The organism is Pseudomonas sp. FH4 (genome assembly GCF_000510915.2).
Taxonomy (GTDB): domain Bacteria; phylum Pseudomonadota; class Gammaproteobacteria; order Pseudomonadales; family Pseudomonadaceae; genus Aquipseudomonas; species Aquipseudomonas brenneri.
This window is the reverse complement of sequence record NZ_AOHN01000021.1, coordinates 240,401-261,136: the sequence shown is the minus strand read 5'-3', so window position 1 is coordinate 261,136 and position 20,736 is coordinate 240,401. Positions and strand designations below refer to the sequence as shown.

Annotated in this window: 17 protein-coding genes; 13 read left to right on the top strand and 4 right to left on the bottom strand. The window is 62.3% G+C overall.

The window, feature by feature from the left end:
- Positions 1 to 48: 48 nt before the first annotated feature.
- From H097_RS17790 to H097_RS17770, 5 genes are read left to right on the top strand one after another with little or no spacing between them, the layout of a single operon-like run.
- The gene (locus H097_RS17790; protein WP_032861466.1) at positions 49 to 2,196 is read left to right on the top strand and encodes an FUSC family protein; all 2,148 of its coding nucleotides are present in this window, start codon (positions 49 to 51) and stop codon (positions 2,194 to 2,196) included.
- A complete protein-coding gene (locus tag H097_RS17785; protein WP_032861403.1) occupies positions 2,186 to 2,395 on the top strand; it encodes a DUF1656 domain-containing protein in 210 nt (69 codons plus the stop codon). Before H097_RS17790 ends, H097_RS17785 begins: the two co-directional genes overlap by 11 nt.
- A complete protein-coding gene (locus H097_RS17780; RefSeq protein WP_050593399.1) occupies positions 2,392 to 3,348 on the top strand; it encodes an HlyD family secretion protein in 957 nt (318 codons plus the stop codon). Before H097_RS17785 ends, H097_RS17780 begins: the two co-directional genes overlap by 4 nt.
- Positions 3,348 to 4,769 carry an OprD family outer membrane porin gene (locus H097_RS17775; RefSeq protein ID WP_032861402.1) on the top strand — a complete coding sequence of 474 codons (1,422 nt, stop codon included), beginning with the start codon at positions 3,348 to 3,350 and terminating at the stop codon, positions 4,767 to 4,769. Before H097_RS17780 ends, H097_RS17775 begins: the two co-directional genes overlap by 1 nt.
- Before the next feature lie 23 nt (positions 4,770 to 4,792).
- A complete protein-coding gene (locus H097_RS17770) occupies positions 4,793 to 5,716 on the top strand; it encodes a transporter (protein ID WP_032861401.1) in 924 nt (307 codons plus the stop codon).
- Here H097_RS17770 and H097_RS17765 read toward each other — a convergent pair.
- Complete coding sequence (locus H097_RS17765) at positions 5,713 to 6,333, bottom strand: TetR/AcrR family transcriptional regulator (protein WP_032861400.1); 621 nt, start codon at positions 6,331 to 6,333, stop codon at positions 5,713 to 5,715. The genes H097_RS17770 and H097_RS17765 overlap by 4 nt on opposite strands.
- 227 nt (positions 6,334 to 6,560) lie before the next feature.
- Here H097_RS17765 and H097_RS17760 point away from each other — a divergent pair, with 227 nt between their 5' ends.
- The 6 genes from H097_RS17760 (at position 6,561) to H097_RS17735 (ending at position 11,915) form a co-directional block, all read left to right on the top strand.
- Positions 6,561 to 7,427: a fumarylacetoacetate hydrolase family protein gene (locus tag H097_RS17760; RefSeq protein WP_032861399.1), complete on the top strand. Its 867-nt coding sequence runs from the start codon at positions 6,561 to 6,563 to the stop codon at positions 7,425 to 7,427.
- A 126-nt stretch (positions 7,428 to 7,553) separates the two neighbouring features.
- Positions 7,554 to 8,549 carry a 2,4,5-trihydroxytoluene oxygenase gene (locus H097_RS17755; RefSeq protein ID WP_032861398.1) on the top strand — a complete coding sequence of 332 codons (996 nt, stop codon included), beginning with the start codon at positions 7,554 to 7,556 and terminating at the stop codon, positions 8,547 to 8,549.
- Positions 8,550 to 8,560: 11 nt separating this feature from the next.
- Positions 8,561 to 9,184, top strand: a complete 624-nt coding sequence (locus tag H097_RS17750) for a malonic semialdehyde reductase (RefSeq protein ID WP_032861397.1) — start codon at positions 8,561 to 8,563, stop codon at positions 9,182 to 9,184.
- Positions 9,185 to 9,288: 104 nt separating this feature from the next.
- Positions 9,289 to 10,521 carry an MFS transporter gene (locus tag H097_RS17745; protein ID WP_032861396.1) on the top strand — a complete coding sequence of 411 codons (1,233 nt, stop codon included), beginning with the start codon at positions 9,289 to 9,291 and terminating at the stop codon, positions 10,519 to 10,521.
- A gap of 29 nt (positions 10,522 to 10,550) precedes the next feature.
- Positions 10,551 to 10,934: a nuclear transport factor 2 family protein gene (locus tag H097_RS17740; RefSeq protein WP_032861464.1), complete on the top strand. Its 384-nt coding sequence runs from the start codon at positions 10,551 to 10,553 to the stop codon at positions 10,932 to 10,934.
- Between the two features lie 180 nt (positions 10,935 to 11,114).
- Entirely contained in the window at positions 11,115 to 11,915 is an 801-nt protein-coding gene (locus H097_RS17735) for a hypothetical protein (protein WP_223232682.1), read from the top strand.
- A gap of 61 nt (positions 11,916 to 11,976) precedes the next feature.
- Here H097_RS17735 and H097_RS17730 read toward each other — a convergent pair whose 3' ends face one another.
- The 3 genes from H097_RS17730 to H097_RS17720 all read right to left on the bottom strand — a co-directional run bounded on the left by H097_RS17730 (position 11,977) and on the right by H097_RS17720 (position 16,417).
- Positions 11,977 to 12,741 (bottom strand): HEAT repeat domain-containing protein, encoded by a 765-nt coding sequence (locus H097_RS17730; RefSeq protein WP_050593403.1) that lies wholly within the window; start codon positions 12,739 to 12,741, stop codon positions 11,977 to 11,979.
- 212 nt (positions 12,742 to 12,953) lie between these two features.
- Complete coding sequence (locus H097_RS17725) at positions 12,954 to 14,699, bottom strand: ABC transporter ATP-binding protein (RefSeq protein ID WP_032861394.1); 1,746 nt, start codon at positions 14,697 to 14,699, stop codon at positions 12,954 to 12,956.
- On the bottom strand, positions 14,696 to 16,417 hold the full coding sequence (locus tag H097_RS17720; protein WP_032861393.1) for an ABC transporter ATP-binding protein: 1,722 nt from the start codon (positions 16,415 to 16,417) through the stop codon (positions 14,696 to 14,698). The genes H097_RS17725 and H097_RS17720 overlap by 4 nt, the downstream gene beginning before the upstream one ends.
- A 302-nt stretch (positions 16,418 to 16,719) precedes the next feature.
- Here H097_RS17720 and H097_RS17715 point away from each other — a divergent pair, with 302 nt between their 5' ends.
- Together H097_RS17715 and H097_RS17710 are read left to right on the top strand one after the other, a co-directional pair.
- On the top strand, positions 16,720 to 17,604 hold the full coding sequence (locus H097_RS17715) for an ABC transporter ATP-binding protein (protein ID WP_032861392.1): 885 nt from the start codon (positions 16,720 to 16,722) through the stop codon (positions 17,602 to 17,604).
- Positions 17,601 to 20,705: an ABC transporter permease gene (locus tag H097_RS17710; protein ID WP_032861390.1), complete on the top strand. Its 3,105-nt coding sequence runs from the start codon at positions 17,601 to 17,603 to the stop codon at positions 20,703 to 20,705. Before H097_RS17715 ends, H097_RS17710 begins: the two co-directional genes overlap by 4 nt.
- Positions 20,706 to 20,736 lie beyond the last annotated feature (31 nt).

Here is a 20,736-nt window from a genome sequence, read left to right as displayed (position 1 = left end):
TTTACCCTGCCTGAAGTAGCAGTGGTTTTATCTATGGGCGGGCCGTTTATGCAACCACTGATCAACTATTTCAAAGTGGTGTTTAACCCAGGCCTGGCCGTGCTGCTATTTGCCTTGCGCACCGTTGCGGCCGGATTGTTGACCTTGTACCTGGCCTTTATCTTCGACCTTGATCAGCCAAAGTGGTCAGTGATGGCGGTGATTATCGTCAGCCAACCCTTGGGTGGCATGGCGTTGCAGCGTAGTTTTTCGCAGATTATCGGCACGTTGGTCGGCGCGGCAGTAGCGGTGCTGATCATGGGCGTTTTCCCTCAGGCACCGGTCCCATTCATTGTCACCTTGTCGCTGTGGCTGGCGTTCTGCACGGCGGGCGGGACGTTGCTGCGTTACACCAGTTCCCATGCCTTTGTGCTCAGTGGCTTCACCGCGGTCGTCGTGGGGCTGCTAGCGGTGCCGGAGCAGGATAATACCTTGATGCTGGCGATCACCCGACTCACTGAGACGCTGCTGGCGGTTGCCTGTGTCGGCGTGGTCAGCCTGTTGACGGCGCGCCCGGAAGCGGTGGCGCGGGGGTACTTTGCCAAGGTCGATCAGGTCCTGAAGTTGATGGCGGCCCATGCGGCTGCGGTGATACGTACCGAGGAGAGCGAGGCCGATTTCCATAAGCGCCAGATGCAGTTACTGGGCGAAATCAACGCACTGGAAGGCCTGCGCCGGCATTTGTATTTCGACGCGCCACGGTTGCGCAGTGCCAACGGCCTGGTGCAACTGCTGGGTAATCAATTGGTATTGCTGACTTCACGCCTGACAGTGCTGCGCCGTCAGCGCACGCTGATCGGTGAGCGTTGGCAAGGTGAGCTTCCCGAAGACATTCAACAGCTGCGCGCTGACGAACTGGCGTTCCTGGATGAGCTGGCAGTGGCGGGGCGTTCATTATCGCCTGAGGCGCGCCAGCGCTTTAGCGTGTTGCAACAGCGCTTTGACCAGCAGGCCAACAAGGTCGAGCAACGTGACCAACCCATCACCGGCTCGTTACGCGCCCTGGCGTGGGCCTTGCGTTGGGAACAGGCAAGGTTGTTGCAACAACTGGAGGAAATCCTGGAACTGAGCGATGCCATCCAGGAGGGCCGCCCGGCGAACTGTCTGCACCGTCAGAGCCGAAGTAACCCGCTGTACCTGGACTGGCGCCTGGCGGGAATGAACGCTGCCCGAGCGTTTATTGCCTTGCTCGTGTGCGGATTGATCTGGATCGAAACTGCATGGGATGGCGCACGGGCAGGGATGATCCTGGTGGGGATCCTGTGCTCATTGATGGCGACCTTTCCACGGCCCCTGGCGGCGAGCCAGAATTATGCGCGTGGATTTGGCCTGTCGCTGGTGATTTCAGCGGTCTATCAATTCATGCTGGTGCCCGCCATTGGCGACGTCGAAATGCTGCTGTTGATTCTGGCGCCGCTGCTCTATGTGATCGCCGTGGGCCTGGCCAGCCCGCTGACGGCCGGTATAGGCATGGGCCTGGGGCTTTCGACCTTCCTGATGGTGGGCCCGCAGAATATCGGGGCCTGGCAGAACACTGCGAGTCAGTGGTTCGAATTTGCCGGAGCGTATATCGGGGCTTGCACCTTATCGTTACTGGTGTATTCCTGGGTGTTTCCATTCAATCCGGTCCGGCGCATTCAACGTCTGTTCGATGAGAGCCGGGAGCAGGTCTACGTCTTGCTCAAGACCTCGGCGGCGGATCAGCAGCAGTTCGCCTTTGAAAGCCGGATGATGGATCGCCTGACCATGATGCTGGGCTTGTTGCCCGCGACCAAAGACCCGCGAGCCCATGCGCTGTTCGAGGTCAGTCTGGCCTGCATGGCCCTGGGCGTGGCGTTGAACCAGCTCAAGCAACAAGGGCAAAACAATACATTGCTGACGGCGCAAACCCAGGCACGTTTGCAGTCGGTTCTGGACCAGTCTGGCCGCTATGTGGCGGGAAGGCACACCGTCGACTGGCAGTCGTTGACCGACGCATTGCGGCACCTGGGCGATGACCTGGACCAACTGCATGCCGCTGAGCTTTCGTCCGGGCATGAGCAGTTATGGTCGGTGTTTCGCATTCGCGTGGCACTGCTGATCGTTGCCTCGTTCATTGAGCGCTACCGCGAATTTCTTGAACCCGATGAAAAAGGAGTGCCGTCTCTTGCCCATTGATTTTGAGGTGGGCGGCGTCTACCTGCCGCCCATTGCCCAGGCTCTGCTGCTGGCGCTGCCGATTTTCATGGCGCTGGGCTGGTCCTTGCGCCGGCTGGGCGTGCTGCGGTTTGTCTGGCATGAGGCTTTGTTTGAGGGAGCGCTCTATGTCTGCGTATGTGCTGTTGTGATTCTAGTAATGGGAGCCTCATCACCTTGAAAAAATATATCGCCCAACTGATTACCCTGGCGGTTGTCTTGCTGGCGCTGGTCCTGGGCTGGTTCGCCTGGGAGCACTACACCCGTTCACCCTGGACCCGCGATGCCAGAGTGCGCGCTGATGTGGTGACCTTATCAGCGGACGTCTCCGGGCTGATCGCCAGTTTGCGTGTGCAGGATAACCAGCATGTGAGCAAAGGTGAGCTGCTACTGGAAATCGACCCGGCGCGTTATGCCCTGGCAGTCGAACACGCACGGCGCTCGGTTGAAGTGGCCCAGGCCACAATGGGCCAGTCCGAGGCGGCAATCATTGCCAGCCAGGCGCAGCTCAAGCAGCGCCAAAGTGAAGAGCGACGCCGGCGCAGCCTCAAGCAAGGGTTCGCCATCTCCGGCGAGGAGTGGGAGAAGTCCAATACCGACGTGGCTATCGCTCAGGCGCAGTTGCTCAGTAACCAGGCCAACCTCGGGCTGGCCCAAGCCAATGTGCAGTTGGCAAAGGCTGCCTTGACCCAGGCCGAACTCGACCTGCAGCGCACCCGCGTGGTGGCGCCAGTCAGTGGCTATGTGACCAACCTGCTGACCCGCCAGGGTGACTACGCCAGTGCCGGCGGTGCCTTGCTGGCGTTGGTGGACAGCGACTCGTTTTATGTCAGTGGCTACTTCGAGGAAACCAAGTTGCCGCGCATCGCACAAGGTAACCCAGTGCGGATCCAGTTGATGAGCGGCGAGACCTTTACCGGAACCGTGCAGAGCATTGCCTTCGCCATCACCGACCGTGAGAACGCGCCCGGCAGCCGCTTGCTGGCCAACATCAACCCCAGCTACACCTGGGTCAAGCTGGCCCAGCGGGTACCCGTGAGAATTCAGATCGATCCTGCATACGCCGCCAAGGACCGCTTGCGGGCAGGTACTACGGCGACGGTGACGGTGCTTGAGCAACAGGAGCAACGCTGATGAGTGTGTCATTGCGCCGGCTTATACGGGTTTCAATCTCGCTGACGGTTTCGTTGTCGGCGGCCGGGGCCTATGCCGATAACTCCATGGACCAGAGAGATAACCTCAGCACCGGTATCAATGAGCGGCAAAAGGCTGAGCTGTCGGTCACACCGGGGTTTGTCAGCGGCTCGTCCCTCAATGGCTTGCTGCGCAATTACTACCTGGGCCGTGATAACCACAACACACCGTCCAGGCGCGACCAGCGCGAGTGGGTGCAGGGCGTGTACCTGTCCTTTCGTTCGGGATACACCGACACGCCCATTGGGGTCGGGCTCGATGTGCATGGTTTTTATGGGCTCAAGCTGGATGGAGGAGGGGGCAGTGGCGGGGCCGGATTGCTGCCGCTGGACTCAAAAGGCGCGCCAGAATCTGACTTCTCTGCTGCGGGCGCGGCGCTCAAGCTGCGCGGGTTTGACAGCCTGATGCAGGCAGGTGACCAGTACCTTGAAAACCCGCTGATCGCCAGTGGCGTCAGCCGCGTCTTTCCCCAGACATTTCGCGGTGTCACGCTCAAGAACTACAGCCTGGAACACCTGACGCTGGACACGGGCTGGATCGACTCAACACGCCAGCGCAACCAGAGCGGCCAAAGCCACTTGACCACCAGTTACGGCACCGGCAACAAGGCCGGGGTGGCCGCTGATCGTGAAAGCGCGTCCATGAGTTGGCTGGGTGGCGTCTACGCGGTGCCCGGCGGGATAACACTGACCCTGTATGGCGGCCAATTGAGTGATATCTGGAATCAGTACTACGCCGGGGTCAGCCAGCCATTCAAGCTGACGCCTGGGCTTACGTTGACGCCGTACCTGCGCTACTTCAAAACCCGCGACCAGGGCCAGCGCCAGTTGGGCAATATCGACAACAACACCTACAGCGGCGGCCTGACCCTGTCCGGTGCAGGCCAGAGCCTGACCCTGGGGATGCAGAAGGTGGACGGCGACACGCCGTTCGACTACATGGTCCAGGACGACCGGACCTTCCTTTACCTGGGCAACTCCCAGCAATACGCAGACTTCAACGCGCCGGGCGAAAAGTCCTGGAAGATTCAATACCAGACCAGCCTGGCGTTTATTCGCGCGCCGGATTTCCAGCTCAGCACCTCATACACCCGCGGTGAAGCGGACCTGACCCGGGTCGATCCCAATAGCACAGGCTACGGCTACATCTATAACGCCGCCGGTAAAGATGCACACCATTGGGAGCGGGACGTCGCCCTGCGCTATGGGGTGCCAGACGGCAAGGCCAAAGGCTTGAATATCACTCTGCGCTGGGCCGCACACCGTTCAGCGCAGGGATATACCGCGCCGGGCAACACCCGTGGCAACTCAAACGCCGATGAGTACCGGGTGATTGTCGATTACCCATTCAGTGTTTTCTAGCCGCCATTCAATGAAGGTGTTGTATGAGTCAAACCCAATGGATTCGGGTGCTGGGCATCAGCTCGGCACTGGCCTGCGCCACGAGCGAGGCTGACAGCGTCAGCCTGCCGCCCCTGGCCCTGGGCAATGCCAGTTTCATGGATGGGGTCGCCGGCCCCGGTGCGTTGTTCGAGTTACCGGTGCAGTATTACCGCAGCAACTCGGCCTACGATGCCCACGGCCATGCACGCCCGGGGCGGCAGCAGGTGCACAGCACCACGGTACTGCCGCACCTGGCTTACTTCAGCAACAAGACTTTGCTGGGGGCGAACTATGGCGCCGAAGTGCTGCTGCCATTGGTGAACCTGGATATAGATATCGATCAGGGCCCCAAGGGACGACGGACGCGCCAGGGTGACATGATCGTCAGTCCGTTCCTGCTGCAATGGGCCCCGGTGTCGTTCTTCGGCCGCCCGTACTGGCAGCGCCTGAATTTCGTGTTCTCGCTGCCCACAGGCTCCTATAACAAGGATTCGAGCCTCAATACCGGGAGCAATGTCTGGGTGTTCAACCCCCATTACGTATTTACCTGGGAGTTGACTGACCGCCTGGAAGTCAGCGGTCGTTTCAACTATGCGTGGTCAAGCCGCAACAACGATCCGGCGTCAGTCCTGCACGCCAACAGTATCCAGCCGGGAGAGGCGTTTCACAGCAATCTGTCGGTTTCCTATGCGCTCGCCGAGAAGTGGCGCGTCGGCGTTGCAGGCTATCAACTCAATCAGATCAGCGACGACCGGATTGATGGGCATCGCCAGCGTGACTCCAGGGAACAGGTGACAGGGATCGGGCCAGGCGTGATGTATCAGCAAGGAAAACAGACATTCTTCGCCAATCTGTATTTTGAAAGCGGTGCTGAAAACCGCGCGCAGGGCACCCAGTTGACGCTACGTTACCTTCATGGGTTTTAGTGCCTGTCAGTTGACAACCCGTTGATGAAAATCGCCGTGGTCTCGCTGATCAGGTGTTCGCGCGCGGCTTTTCCAGGGCATGGACTAAGCCCCAGCAGGCAACGCAACTGCATGTCGCCGGTCAGTGCATCAAGGAAGATCTTTGCGCGGGTCTGCGGGTTGCCGGGGATGACCAGCCCGGCTTCTTCGGCCCAGGTGAAGTAATCGGCCAGGCAGCTATAGGCCGTGGCGGGCGCAGCCTCGAAAAACGACTTTGCAGCCTCCGGCGCGCGCAGGGCCTCGGACACGATCAGGCGATGCAGGGCCAGGGTGCGAGGCGACAGCACCACATCGAGAAAGACCCGGGCAATGGTCTTCAGCGCCTCGTCTAGAGGCTTCTGGGCGAGAGTCATGTGGGTCAGCGGGCTGACGTTCTCTGCGCACAGCTGCTCGATGATCGCGGCGAACAACCCTTCCTTGCCGCCGAAGTAGGCATAGAGCGTGCGCTTGGAGCCGCCAATGTTGGCGATGATCCCGTCAACGCTGACCCCGGAATAGCCTTCTGCGAGAAACATATCAGTCGCAACCTGGAGAATACTTTGACGCTTTGCTGCTTGCCTCGGGGTAGGGGTTTGCATGTGGCTCGGCTATTCCTGAAAAGAACAATTCAAAAGTTCTCCTAGCCTACGCCGCTCTGCACAAGCCTTCCAGCCACACAGGGGGACGAATCAAGGGATTGTCCCGGAATGTTTTTTGTAAAAAACACTTTGATCACCCTTGACGAGTTATTTATTTGGGCGCATTTTCGTCAAAAGGGTACGGTAACGTACCGTACCAATTTATAACAACAACAGAGGTAGTGATCATGCGTTTCGTACACTTTGTGGAAGGCTCCAGCAAAGGCCTGGCCATTGAACACGCAGGCGTGCTGCGAGGTTTGACCGAACAGGAAAGCGGTTATCCGGGCACCCTGGAGAGCCTGCTCAACGCCGGCCCTGACGCGCTGCAAGCGGCCCATCAGCGCTTGAGCGACGCCCGTTTGCTCGATCCATCGAAGCTGCGCTACCTGCCACCGCTGGAGCGTCCGGGCAAGATTGTGTGTGTCGGCCTGAACTATGCCGATCACACCAAGGAAAGTCCGTACGAGCAGCCGGCCTATCCGACTTTTTTCCCGCGTTTCAGCACCAGCCTGATCGGCCATGGCGAACCCATCCTGCGCCCGCGTGTCTCCGAACAACTGGACTACGAAGGGGAGTTGGCGGTGGTGATCGGCACCGGTGGTCGACATATCTCCCGTGAACAGGCCCTGGCGCATGTGGCGGGCTACGCGATCTTCAATGAAGCCTCGGTGCGCGATTACCAGTTCAAGTCGCCGCAATGGACCATTGGCAAGAACTTCGACGCCACCGGCGCGTTTGGTCCGACCTTCGTCAGTGCCGACGAACTGCCCGCGGGGGCTGTCGGCCTGAACCTGGTGACCCGCCTCAACGGCACGGTGGTGCAGCAGGGCAATACCGCCGACATGATCTTTGGGGTCGCCGAACTGATCGCCGTGCTCAGTGAAGCGGTGACCCTGGAACCCGGTGACGTGATCGTCACCGGCACCCCCGCAGGGATTGGCTGGGCGCGACGCCCGCCACTGTTCATGAAGCCTGGCGACCTCTGCACCGTGGAGATCGAAGGCCTTGGCACCTTGAGCAACCTGATCGCCGACGAGCCGCCAGCGGCCTGAGTCCACGCGTCAGTTTTCGTGAGCGCAGTACAACCGACCGACCGTTACCACGGTGGGCAGCGATCCCGGCTGTCCTGGTTTTGACCACCGGTTGTCCTGCCCCTTGAATGCCCAGGAGCAACTACCGTGCTGCAGATCAAAGACATCAACCATGTGCTCTACCGTCATCCCGACCTTGGGGTGGTCGAACGTTTCCTGACTGATTTCGGCCTGGTGGTCATGCACCGCACCGAGCAACGCCTGTATTTTCGCGGCACCTGCTCGCTGCCCTATGTGTACATCGCCGAGAAGGCCAGTGAAGCCAGCTTTGGCGCCATCGCATTCGCCGTCGAAAGCCTCGACGATTTGCACCAGGCCAGCCGGCTGCCGGGGGCCTCGGTGATCCGGGCGCTGGAAGGTCCGGGAGGAGGGCAGTACGTCGCCTTGCATGATCCCTCGGGGCGGCGCATCGAGTTGGTTCACGGTATCGAAGCCGTGGGCACGCTGCCCCAGCGTGCTGCGCTGACCCTCAACTCGGCCCATCACAAGCAACGCTTTGGCGATGTGCAACGGCCCGGCAAGGGCGCGGCACAGGTCCTGCGCCTGGGCCATGCGGCGATTGGCGTGCAGGATATGCCCCGACACCTGGCCTGGTACCAGCAAATGCTCGGCATGCTGCCTTCGGACCTGGTGGTCGAAGAGCCTGACCGGGACCGCCCGAGCGCGGCCTTCCTGCGGTTGAACCGTGGCAGCGCCTGGACTGACCATCACACCATCGCCTTGTTCCAGGCGCCGAAGGACTTCGTCCATCACGTGTCCTTCGAGGTGCAGGATTTTGACGCGCAGTGCCTGGGCCACGAGTGGATGACCCTGCAAGGCTGGTCGCCGTTCTGGGGGGTAGGCCGGCACATGCTGGGCAGCCAGATTTTCGATTATTGGCGGGACCCGTCCGGCAACCTTATCGAGCACTTCACCGATGGCGACCTGTTCAACCAGGACTCGCCCTCGGGTTACACCCAGGCGTGCGACGCCAGCCTCTACCAGTGGGGCCCGCCGATGTCGGTGGAGTTCTTCCTGGGTGGGGAGTGTGCCGCCGAACAGACCGTGCCCCGGTCGACTTCAGACCGTCAACGACGCAGTTGAGGACAGATGCCATGAGTCAGGTAATCAGCGAGCAGGTGCTCGATAGGTTGTTTCGCCAGGCCCGTAGCCAGAATGGCTGGCTGGATAAACCGGTGGATGATCACACCCTGAAGAAACTCTACGACCTGGTGCGCTGGGGCCCGACCAGCGCCAACGGCTGCCCGGCGCGCATTGTGTTTTTGTGCAGCGCCCAAGCCCGGCAACGTTTGCTGCCAGCCCTGAGCGCCGGCAATGTCGAGAAGACCCTGGGCGCCCCGGTGACGGCAATCATTGGCTACGACACGCAGTTCCATAAGCAGTTACCCAGGTTGTTTGCGCACAACCCCACGGTACGCGACTGGTTTGCCGACCAGCCGGATTTGCTTGAATCCACCGCCTTTCGCAACAGTTCGCTGCAGGGCGGCTACTTCATCCTCGCGGCCAGGGCCTTGGGCCTCGACTGCGGGCCGATGTCCGGGTTTGACCACGCACAGGTCGACCAGGCGTTTTTCGCTCCAGGGGCCGAGGGCATGCAAGCCTTTGCCGGGATGCAGATCAAGTCGAACTTCCTGTGCAACCTCGGCTATGGCGACCCCGCAAAACTCTTTGCCCGTAACCCGCGCCTGGACTTCGACGAGGCCTGCGCGCTGCTGTAACTGACTGACCGCACCCGTAAATCCTCCAGGCCGATCAAGCGTGCTGCGACGCATCACGCCTGTCGATCGGCCTGGCAAAACAACAACAATAAGGAAAACCTGCAATGCGAGCTCTATCCAAATGGCATGTACTTATCGGCGGTTTCCTCGCGTATCTGTTTGACGCCATGGAGATCATCCTGCTCACCATCGCACTCCCGGTGATCCGCCAGGACCTGGGCCTGACGTTCAATGAAGCCGGTATGCTCGCCTCGGCAACCCTGCTGGGGATCGGTTTGAGCGGCATTACCACGGGCTGGTATTGCGACAACTACGGCCGACGCAAAGCCCTGCTGATCTCGTTGATCGTGTTCGGCGTGTTGACCACGCTGGTCGCTACCACGCACAACTGGGGCTTGCTCCTGCTCCTGCGGTTTCTGTCCGGGCTGGGCTTGGGCGGGGTGTGGGGGATTGTCTCGGCCTATGTAACGGAAACCTGGCCTGCCCATCAGCGGGCACGAGCGATCGGGTTCGTGTTGAGTTCATTCCCGATTGGCGCGGCCATCGCGGCAATGGCGGCGGCCAGCTACCTGCCTGACTGGCAGACCTTGTTCATGGTGGCCGGGATCTCCACCCTGATCCCGCTGGCGTATCTGTTCTTCTTTGTGCCCGAGTCACTGGAGTGGACCGCGCAGAAAACCCGCAACCTGGCCGGCCCCAGGCAGCACAAGCACGTCTCGGTACGCGAAATATTTTCCCCCGAACTGCTGCGCCTGACCCTGCTGGGTACCCTGGCGGCGAGTTTTGCGGTGATTGGTTTCTGGGGGGCGAGTACCTGGTTGCCCACCTACTTGATCAAGGAACGCGGACTGGACATTGGCATGATGGCCAACTTCATGGCGATCCTCAATATCGGCGCCTTTATCGGTATCAATGCCTTTGGCTTCATCGCCGACCACATCGGCAAACGCAATGCCACGCTCCTGTCATTGCTCGGCAGTGCGGTGATGTTGTCGATTTATGCACTTACCACCGATAACGCCATCCTGTTCTGGCTGGGGCCGATCTATGCCTTCTTCTACGCCTTCGCCAGTTTGTTTGCCTCCTACTTCAGTGCGTTGTACCCCACTCGGGTACGCACCCTCGGCGCGGGCTTCTGCTTCAACTTTGGCCGGGGCCTGGCGGCTTTTGCGCCGTTGCTGTTGAGCGGCATCGCCACCCACTACAGCTTGGCGTGGGGCCTGTTGGTGTGCGCCGGGTTCTTTGCCCTGGCCACCCTCACCCTGTTGTTCATGCCCCAGGTGGAGTCAGACATGCCCGCCAGTGCGGGCGTGACGCTGAAAACCACGGATTCCTGATGTTTGAGATCAACCTGGAGTGTCAAGCGATGTTAGAGCAACGCGTAGAACAACAGATCCAAACCCTGGAATTGCGCCGCCGCCAGGCCATGGTCGAGGGCGATATGGACTTTCTGGAAAGCCTCTATACCCGCGACTTGACCTACAGCCACTCGGACGGCAAGAGCGACAGCAAGAGCAGCTACCTGCAGGGCATGCGAGAGGGCGTCTGGCGCTATCGGGGTTTCACCAGCCGTGACGAGCAGATGCGCAGGGCAGGGGACTGCGTGGTCGTTACCGGGCTGATCGACATGGACGTGGTGATCCGTGGCGAGCCCATGCTCCTCAACTCGCGCTACATCAGCGTGTGGAAGGCGGGCAATAACGGCTGGCAAATGATTGCCTGGCAATCCACTCGTTATACCCATGCCTGACGCCCGCTAAACCACAGCACAACTGGCAACTTGAACCCGGCCCTCGTGGTCGTCCGGGCAAGGCTTGCGCATGCCTGGAAACCGGGATGGCTGGAACTTTGACGTGATGGAATCCTGAACATGTACGTACAACAATTACAAAAAACGTATTGCAAGGCCCTTCTGATAACCGCAGGCGCAATGAGCCTGATCTCAAGCCCGGTGCAGGCCAGGGATTGGAGCGACACCTTCATCGGTTTTCGCTACGGTACCGACTTCACCGAACCCAGTATCCGCGGCAAGGTCCAGAAGGAGATCTACCAACTGGGCCATGCCAGCGGCAATGAAGCCGGTTCCAATTTTTTCAACCTGGACGTGCTCAAGTCCGACAGTAACGATCCAAAGAAAGACAGCGATTCGGGGGCAACCGAGGCCTATCTGGTGTACCGCCATCAACTGTTCCTCAGCCAGGTGTTCGAGCGGTCGATGGCGTTTGGCCCGGTCAAGGAGGTGGCCCTGAGCGGCGGGGTTGAGCTGAACTACAAGAACACCGAGTTCGCCACCCGCAAGCGCATGCTGGTGGCCGGCCCGACGCTCAAGTTCGACGTGCCCGGTTACCTGGATATCAGCCTGCTGTATGCCATGGAGTGGAACCACTGCGGGTTGAATGCGTGCCAGACCGAAAACATCCAGTTCGACCCGTACTATGTGTTGCACATGGTCTGGGGTATCCCGTTCCAGGTGGCTGGCGTGCCCCTCAAGTTCCAGGGCTTTGCCAGCTACAAGACCGAGAAGGGCAAGGATTACTTCAAGCAGGACACGGCCGAGGAAAGCCTGGTGCGCGCGTCATTGATGGTCGATGTCGGGCAACTGGCATTCGCTCGCAAAAATACCCTGCTGATCGGTCCAGGCTACGAGTACTGGAAACACAAGTACGGCGCGATCCATAAACCCGGCACCGACACCTACGCACCCACCGTGCACCTGGAGTGGCACTTCTAAAACCCTTGGGTGAGCCGCTTCTGTGGCTCACCTTTTCCACAGAAGTGACTCTTGTTCATGTCTATTGAGAAAGGCTGCGAGTAGCCCGGGTAAAAATCCGGGTGGCGGCCTTGCTGTTGGGCGGATAGCGCTCAAAGAGTTGCTGTACCCAGTCTGGCCGGGTCTTGCTGGCGTCGTTGATCCAGTTGGCCACCGAGTCTTGGGCATATTTGTCGGATTCTTCAAGCATTGCGATCAGCAAGGGCTCGGCTATTTGCGGCTCGGCCTTGAGGTGGGCGATGTGTTCGCACCAGACGCCACGCGGGCGTAGGATTTCAACGCAGAAACGGCGTATTAGCGGATCGTCGCTACGGGCATGGCGGCGTAGCAGTGCCAGGGAGGTAGGCAGGTCCTGGGTCAGAAGCGGCCGCAAGGCAATCCAGGCCCATTCGCGCACGCCAAAGTGGCTGTCGGTGGCGAACCGCAACTGACTCAGCAAGGCCTTTTCCGGCTCACTGTTACGTTCGCAATAGGCATTGGCGAAGGCCGCCCAACTGCGCACGGTGTCCGATGGATGCTCCAGCAGCAGGTGCCAGGTCTGCTCGCGCAAGGGCCGGGCGGAGCTTTCCAGCCACTGCCCCAACAGGAGACCCATGGCGGCGACTTTCTTGGAGATGCCCAGCGCCTGGCCAGCCTGGGCTGCGGTCTGCAGGGCCACGGCCAGCGACGGGTCGAACTGCGGGGCAAGGGCCGCTGTCAGCGCCACCTGGTCAACTGCCAGGCACTCGCCCAAATTGCGGGTTGCCAGGCGGCCCTGGTCGATCAGGGCTTTGCGTTCTTCACTGATATCGATACGTTGACTGTGCAGCATCAAACACCTCCTTGTGTGATTACCGTGATTGAAGCAATTGAAGCCCGGGCCCGATGCCCATCTGGTAGCTTGATGCAGTTTGTCTTGGCGTCTTACTAAGTCAACGTTTTGTTTGATGTTGGTGCTGATCGGCTTGGTCAACGGGATGCTCTGCATTTTATAGGACGCCATCGCCGGCAAGCCGACTCCTATAAAGAGGGACGTTCCGCCTTCAGGCGCCAACCGCCCGCCCGTTGACGCTCGTGCCAGAAGCCGGCGTAGCGCCCGTTGTCGGCGAGCAACTGACGGTGGCTGCCAGACTCCACCAGGCGCCCTTCATCCAGCACCAGGATCTGGTCGGCCGCCATGATGGTCGGCAAACGATGGGCGATCACCAGTACGGTGGCGTTCTGGATCAGCGTGCCAATGGCGGCTTGCACGTAAGCCTCATTCTGCGGGTCGAGTGCCGCCGTGGCTTCATCCAGCAGCACGATGGGCGCGCGTTTGAGCAGGGCACGCGCCAGGGACACGCGTTGGCGTTCACCCCCGGACAGGCTGGTACCGCCTTCTCCCACCGGGGTGGCCCAGCCTTGTGGCAGGCGCGCCACAATCTCATCGACTCCCGCCAATGTTGCCGCTTGCGCCAACTGCCGGGCGCTGGCATCCGGGTTGCCCACACGAATATTGGCCTCCAGGCTGTCATCGAACAGATACACGTCCTGCATCACCAGGGACAGCTGCGCCATCAGGGCTTCGCTGGACAACGCGCGCACATCTACGCCGCCTACCTTGACGCTGCCCTCGCTGGCATCGAAGAAGCGCATCAGCAGGCGGGTGACGGTGGTCTTGCCCGAGCCCGACGCGCCGACAATCGCCGTCATTGTGTTGGGCTGGGCGCTGAAGCTCAGGTCCTTGAGCACCGGCGGGCCACTGGGGTAGGCAAAGCCCACCCGGTCGAATTCCAGGCTGCCGGGTGCTGTCAGGGGCAGGCTGGTGGCCGGCGCAGGCAGCGCGGGTTGGCGCAGGATGCTCGCCAGTTGTTCCAGGTCGTTGCTGGCCATGCGCAACAAACCGCTGCGCGCGGCCGCCTCCGCCAGGGGGCCGACAAACCGTGCGGCCAGGGCCAGCAACGCCACCAACTCGATAGCATCGATCTGTTGGGTGGCCGCCAGGGCGATGCCTACCGCTACCAACAGGGCGAACGCCAGTTGCACGCTCAGGCCACCGGCCAGCAACTTGGGAAAGGTCTGCGCCAGCATCGAGCCACCGGCCTGTTGCTGTGCGCGATTGGCCGCCTGTAATGGCCGATAGCCGCGCTGCGCCTGGCCAAAAGCACGCAGCACCTGCTGATAGCGGGCAAACTCCACCACCCGGTTGCCGGCTTCGCTGGCCGCGGCTTCGACCCGTGCATCATTGGCGCCAATGGCATTGGCCGACCAGTGATGGGTGAAGTAGATCAGCGGCGCACACGCAACCGCCGTGAGCCCCAGCCGCCAGTCAAATACAAACAGGGTCAGCGCAACGGTGGCAGGCACCACGACACCGGACACCACCGGGCCCAGATAATGGGCAAACAGCCCGGTGACCATCAGCGTACCGCTGGTGGCGCTGCGCGACAGTTGGCCGACTTTCTCGCTGTTGAACCAGCCCAAGGGCAGGCGCATCAGGTGCTGGCCAAGGCGTTCATGCAAGGTGGTGAGCACCAGCAGTGCCAGGGCGAACCCCTGCATCGCCTGCTGGTAGTGGGCGATGCAGGTCAGCAGCACCATCGCCGCCAGGCCGGCGAGCCAGGTCATGGCCAGCGGCAGGTTACCGGCAAACAGCGCGTGGAGGATCGGCACCAGCAACGCCACCGCCAAGCCTTGCAACACGGCACTGGCCACCAGCCAGGCGAGGTAACGGTACAGGCGCGTGGCGTGGGCCGGACCCAGCAGGGTCAGCAGACTGCGGATCATTGCGAGACCTCCACGGCGCTGGCGTGCCATAACCGGGCATAGGCCCCGTCGGCTTGCAGCAGTTGATGATGGCGACCACATTCGACAATACGGCCTTGGTCGAGCACGACGATCTGGTCGACATCGCGAATACTCGCCAGGCGATGGGCAATCACCAACACCGTGCGCCCCCGCGCCAGCGCTGAGAGCGCGTCCTGGATCAACGCCTCGGATTGCGGGTCGGCGTGGGAGGTGGCTTCGTCGAGGATCAGCACCGGGGTGTCCGCCAGCAGCGTGCGGGCGATTGACAGGCGCTGCGCCTCGCCGCCGGAGAAGATCGCGTCATCGCCAATCACAGACTGATAACCCCGGGGCAGGGCCAGGATGCGCTGATGAATCTGCGCCGCGCGGGCAGCGGCCTGCAATTGCTCATCGCAGGCAGTGGGGCAGCCAAGGCGCAGGTTATCGGCCACGCTGCCATGCACCAGTTGTGCATCCTGCAAGACAAAACCGACGTGCCGGTACAACTGGTCCGGGTCGATCTGCCGCACATCGACGCCGCCCACCAGCACCCGGCCAGCGTTGACGTCGTGAAAGCGCGGCACCAGCTTGGCCAGGGTCGATTTGCCGGCACCGGAACTGCCCACCAGCGCGGTGATCGTGCCCGCCTTGCAATGCAAGTCGATGCCCTTGAGGATCGGCTGCGCTGCGTCGTAGCCAAACTCGACCTGCTCGAAGGTCACGGCGTGCTCCACCGGTTGGCTGTAGCGTGGCGCCGCAGGCAGTTCTTCTATGCTCAACAGGGCTTCGATCCGCCCGGCGGCGGCCTGGGCGGTGCGTTGGGCGGTCAGGCTCTGATTGATCACCAGCAACGACTGCGGGATCACCACGGCCACCAGGGTTTCGGCGAACAGTTCCAGCGGCGTGATCCAGCCGCGACTCAACCACAGGCTGCCCACCCCCAGGCTGACCAGCAGAATCACCGGCACGCTCAGGGCCATCGACGAAATGGCTTCCAGGCGCAGCAAGGGCCGCACCCAGCCGGCGTACTGCCGGCCGAACTGGTTGACCGCCTGTTGATAGCTGCGATGGGCCTGGCCGACCCGGCCAAATGCCTTGACCACGGCAATCCCGTGTACGAACTCGACAATGGCTGCGCTGATGCGGGTCATGCTCTGGTCCAGCAACTGCATCTTGCTGGCAAAGCCACGCATCATCAGGGTATAGGCCAGCCCGTAGAGGGGCAGGGTCAGCACTGCCAGCAACGCCAGGCGCCAGTTCAGACTGGCCAGCCACACCAGCCCGGCCAGGGGGGTGACGATGGCGGCGGTGCGCTCCACGGCGTGATGGGCGATCAGGTGATGCAGGTCTTCGAGGTCGTCCTGGACTCCCTTGCGCACTGCGCCGGAATTGGATTCGCTATACCAGCCGAGGGGCACGCGGGCGAGTTTGCCGACCATGGCTTCGCGCAAGCTCGCTTGCAAGCGATGGTCCGCCAGATGGGTCAGCCACAACGCGGCACCGCAGGCCATCCAGCCGAGGCACAGGGCAATCACCACCCACCCGGCGCACAGCCATAGGGCTTGCCGGTCGACAGTGCCGGCCAGTAGCAGGCGCGCCAGTTCGGTCAGGGCAATGAAGGGCACCAGGTTCACCAGCGCACCGATGGCAGCGAGCGCTACACCGAGGCGAATCAGGTGGTTGACCGGGCGTTGCAGGGTGTCCAGGGCGGTAGTCATGGGTTTTTCCGTAGGCCGATACACGGTCAGGGATGCTAATCGCTCTCATTTTGGCGGCTACCCGTATCGAGTCGATTGCCCCTCGTATCCGCATGTTGGCCACGGGTTGAGCGTTGCAGCGCCAGGCCGCAGGCGTCGGAAGTTGCGCGATACGGTTGGAAATTGACTTGAATCGGGTAGAGGGCGCTCGCGTGCGTGGCTACCGTCCCGGGCTGTGCCTCTCAAGGGCAATCATTCTCAAATAAGCGCTATCCGGCAGACCTGCTCTCCCTGGATCGGCGCGTTTGCCCATGGAGTTGCAGATGTCAGTCGATTCGGGTTTGCAGGTGCGCGGCCTGCACAAGCGCTACAACAACGGTGTGCAAGCGCTGCGTGGTGTGGACTTGAGTGTCGGCCCCGGGATGTACGGGTTGCTCGGCCCCAATGGCGCCGGTAAAAGCAGCCTGATGCGCACCTTGGCGACCTTGCAGCAACCCGACGCCGGTAGCATTTATCTGGATGGCGTGGATGTGTTGGCCGACTCCGATCATCTGCGTCGACGCCTGGGCTACCTGCCGCAGCAATTGGGGGCATATCCGGGCGTCAGCGCACGTGACCTGCTGGACCGCTTTGCCTGGCTCAAGGGCCGTACCGACAGCCGCCAACGCCGCGCAGAAATCGAAGGCCTGTTGGCCAAGGTCAACCTGCAGGATGCCGCGCACCGCGCGCTGGCTACCTATTCGGGGGGCATGCTGCGCCGCTTTGGCATCGCCATGGCGTTGGTGGGTTCGCCACGCTTGCTGATTGTCGATGAGCCTACGGCGGGCCTCGATCCGGCGGAGCGCAATCGTTTCCATCGGGTGTTGGCGGATGTGGCCGCCGAATCGATTGTGTTGCTGTCGACCCATATTGTCGAAGATGTCGAAAACCTGTGCAGCCGCCTCGCGGTGTTGGCTGGCGGGCAGATTCTGGTGGAAGGCAGCCCGCAGGCGTTGCTCAGTGCGGAGCAGGGACGCCTGTGGGTGGCGTCGTTCGGGCGCGGCGAAGCCTTGCCGCCGGCCTTGCATGTGGCGGCTAGCCCCGAGGGCAGTCGGGTGATTGTGTATGGTGAGCGGCCTGCCGATCCACGCTTCATGCCCCACGCACCGCGCCTGGAAGATATCTATTACCTGGCGCTGGCCCAGGCCGGTGAGGCGGCCGACGCATGAGTACCTTCGCCCTGATGATGCGTGAAGCCTGGGTGGAAGTGCGCGCCGGGCTGCGCAGCGGTATTCCCTTGCTGGTATTTTTGGGCCTGGCCGGCTACCTGCTGATGTCCCTGACCAACGCCGACTATGTGCAGAAAATGGGCGCCAGCGACATCCCGCGCAATGCCCCGAGCCTGATCTACCTGATGGCCTGCGGGTGTATGTTTTTCCTGTTTTTCGCCTGGGCCTGGGTGTTTGCCCAGCCGGCCCTGCGTGATCGCAAGGCGCAGTTGGAGGAAGTGTTGCTGGCGCTGCCGGTATCGCTGCCGGCGTTGTTATGGGGACGGTTTATCGGCGCTGCGGTGGTCGCAGGCTTGCTGGCCAGTTCACTGATTGTCGGCTTCCTGCTGAGCCCGATCCTCGGCTGGTTGGGTTGGGTGCCGGTGGCGAGTATCGGTGCGCCGGCCTGGTCGGCGCTGGGCTTTGCCTGGGTCGCGCTGCTGTTGCCGGTCAGTACCGGCGTGGGCGCCCTGTATTACCTGTTGGCGCTGCGCAGCCGGGGCCTAGCCGCGCCGTTTGCCCTGGCCACGGGGTTGATGCTGCTGTGGATGTTCGCGGTGGTGGTGCTCAAGGGTGGGCATATCAACCCGCTGCTGGCGGCCAGTCTCGATCCGTCCCTGTTTACCTTCGCCCAGGCCCAGGTGGAAACCTGGACCGCAGCGCAGAAATCCCAGGCACTGCTGGACCTCACACCGGGGTTCTGGCTCAACCGGGGCCTGTGGTGTGTGCTGCCGCTGCTGCTGTTGGCCTGGTCCCTGGCCCGTGCCACGCGCCAGAGCCTGATGGGCCGACGTAGCGGTGCGGTGTTGGCAGAGCCGCCGATGCAACTGGCACAGGATGTGCGCTTGCCTGGCCCTTTGCTGGTCAGCCACTGGCCGCGCGCGTTATGGCGCGAAACCTGCTGGCAGATACGCCAGGTCTTTGCGCGCAAGGTCTGGTGGCTGGCGCTCGGGATGCTGGTGGTGATGGGCGTGCTCAGCGGTCTTGTGCATGGGGTGTGGCATGCCCATGGGCCGATGGTGCCGCGCGCTGACTTGACGTTGCCGCTGCTGGCCAGCGCGCTGTTCCTGGTGATTGCCTTTATGGTGGCGGCGCTGGTCGGCCTGATCTGCCGGCGTGATGATGTGCAGGGGCTGGGGGCGATGCTGCAAGCCACACCGGCGCCGGTGTGGCTGCGTACGTTCGGTCAGGTGCTGTGTGTGTTGCTCGCCACCCTTTCGCTGGCTGTGGTGCCTGGCGTCGCCAGCCTGCTGATCAGCGCTGTCGTCGCGCCTGCCAGCCTGGCGCCGGGGTTTGCGCTGATCTACTCGCTGTTGGTGTTTGCCCCGCCATTGCTGGAGTTGGCGATGCTGACGGTGCTGGTGCATGCGCTGATTCGGCGGTCCGGCCTGGCATACGCCACGTCGATGTTGCTGACGTTTTTCCTGGTGCTCAATCACGAACTGGGACTGGTGAGTTACCCCGCGTATGAAATGGCGATCCCGGGCCACATGGCGCTCTCGGCGCTGACCGGCTGGGCCCCGTGGCTGGCCTATCTCGGCACACTGGCCAGTTGGAAGCTTGCGGTGTGCCTGGTGCTGGTCGCACTGGCGGCCCTGGCCGTGCCCCGAGGGCCGGAGCGCCGACGTCTTGCCGACCTGAGTACGCGAGTGCGCGGTGTACCCGGTGTGTTGCTGACAGTGGGTGTGCTGGTGATGTTGGGCAGCGGTAACGTGTTGCACCGCCAGTTGGTGGAGCGGGGCGATTATCAGGCCGCCACCCAGGCGCGTGCGGACAGCGCCGCCTGGGAGCAGCGCTGGCTGGCCGGCGCCGGTGCCTTCCAGGTGGCCGGCGGGCAATTGCAGTTGCAGATCGACAGTGCCCAACGCCAGGTGCTAGGGCAGTGGACCCTGGAGGGCGTGACTGCTGCCAATGGCCATCTGGATGCCGAGTTGCCGGCGGGTCTGCAGGTGACGGGCGCCAGGGTGATGGACCAGTCGGTGGTGGTTGAGCAAGCCCATGATCATCTGCGGCTGGCCCTGGGCGCTTGTGCGTCGAGCGGTTGCCAGGTGACCTTGCACTGGACCCTGAATGCCACCGGTTGGTCGAGCGAGGGCGAGGGTATCTGGCTGAGTCCTCGGGCGTTATGGTTGGAAGCGCGACGGGTGGTGCCGCGCCTGGGCCTGGACCCGGAACGTGGCTTGCGTGCGCCAGTAGAGCGTCTGGCAGCCGGCTTGTCCGCTACCGCACCCGCGCTGCCCGAGGGGGCGGCGGTGGCTGCGCAAGCCGTTGCACCGGCCGGGGCCTGGCACTGGACCATCGACGCCCAGGGTTACTCCCTCAGTGGCCGCAGTAAACAGCCGCTGGACTTCGCTTATGCCCTGTCCTCAGCAACCGTGACCCATGAACTGGACGGTGTCCGGGTGCTGGCCGATGCCAGTCGCCAAGCGACCGCCCGCGAGGTGCGTGAGGACCTCACCGCCATGTCTGCCTGTATTGCGCAGCATCTGGGCGCAAGCCCACCGGTCAGCGACGTGAGCCAATGGCCCAGCGGCATGGGGGCCAGTCGACTGAGTAACGGTCACCTGTTGCTGGCCCAGACCCCGGACTGGGACGTGGCGCCAACCGGTGTCGGGCGCTGGGCACGACGCGCCCATATCGCCGAACTGTTGGCCCGCCAGCGGCTGCTCAGCGCCAGCGACCTGCGCGAGCAACCGGGTCACGTGTGGCTGAGCCAAGGTGTGGCCGCAGCGCTAGGTTTGCTGTGTGTCGGCGAAGTTGATGGCCCCGATGCCCGTGCGGCATTGATCGGGCTCAAGGCTGATGACCTGACCCGCGCCCTCGCCAGCGATGGCGAGCCGATCGGCACCCTGGCCAGCGCCCGGCAGCAGGGCTGGGCCGCGCCTTATGCGGCGCTGGCCAGTCTCGATTGGGTTGCCAGCCAGAGCGCTGCGCAACTGCTGGACATGACGGCACAAATCCGTACAGGCCAGGGATGGCCGCCATCGATCCAAGGGCTGCTGGGTGCGCCCTCGGATCAGGTGATCGCCCAGGCGCGTCAGCGCTGGGGCACGCCGCAATGAACCTGTCCCTCTCTTATCTGCCTGGAGTTTT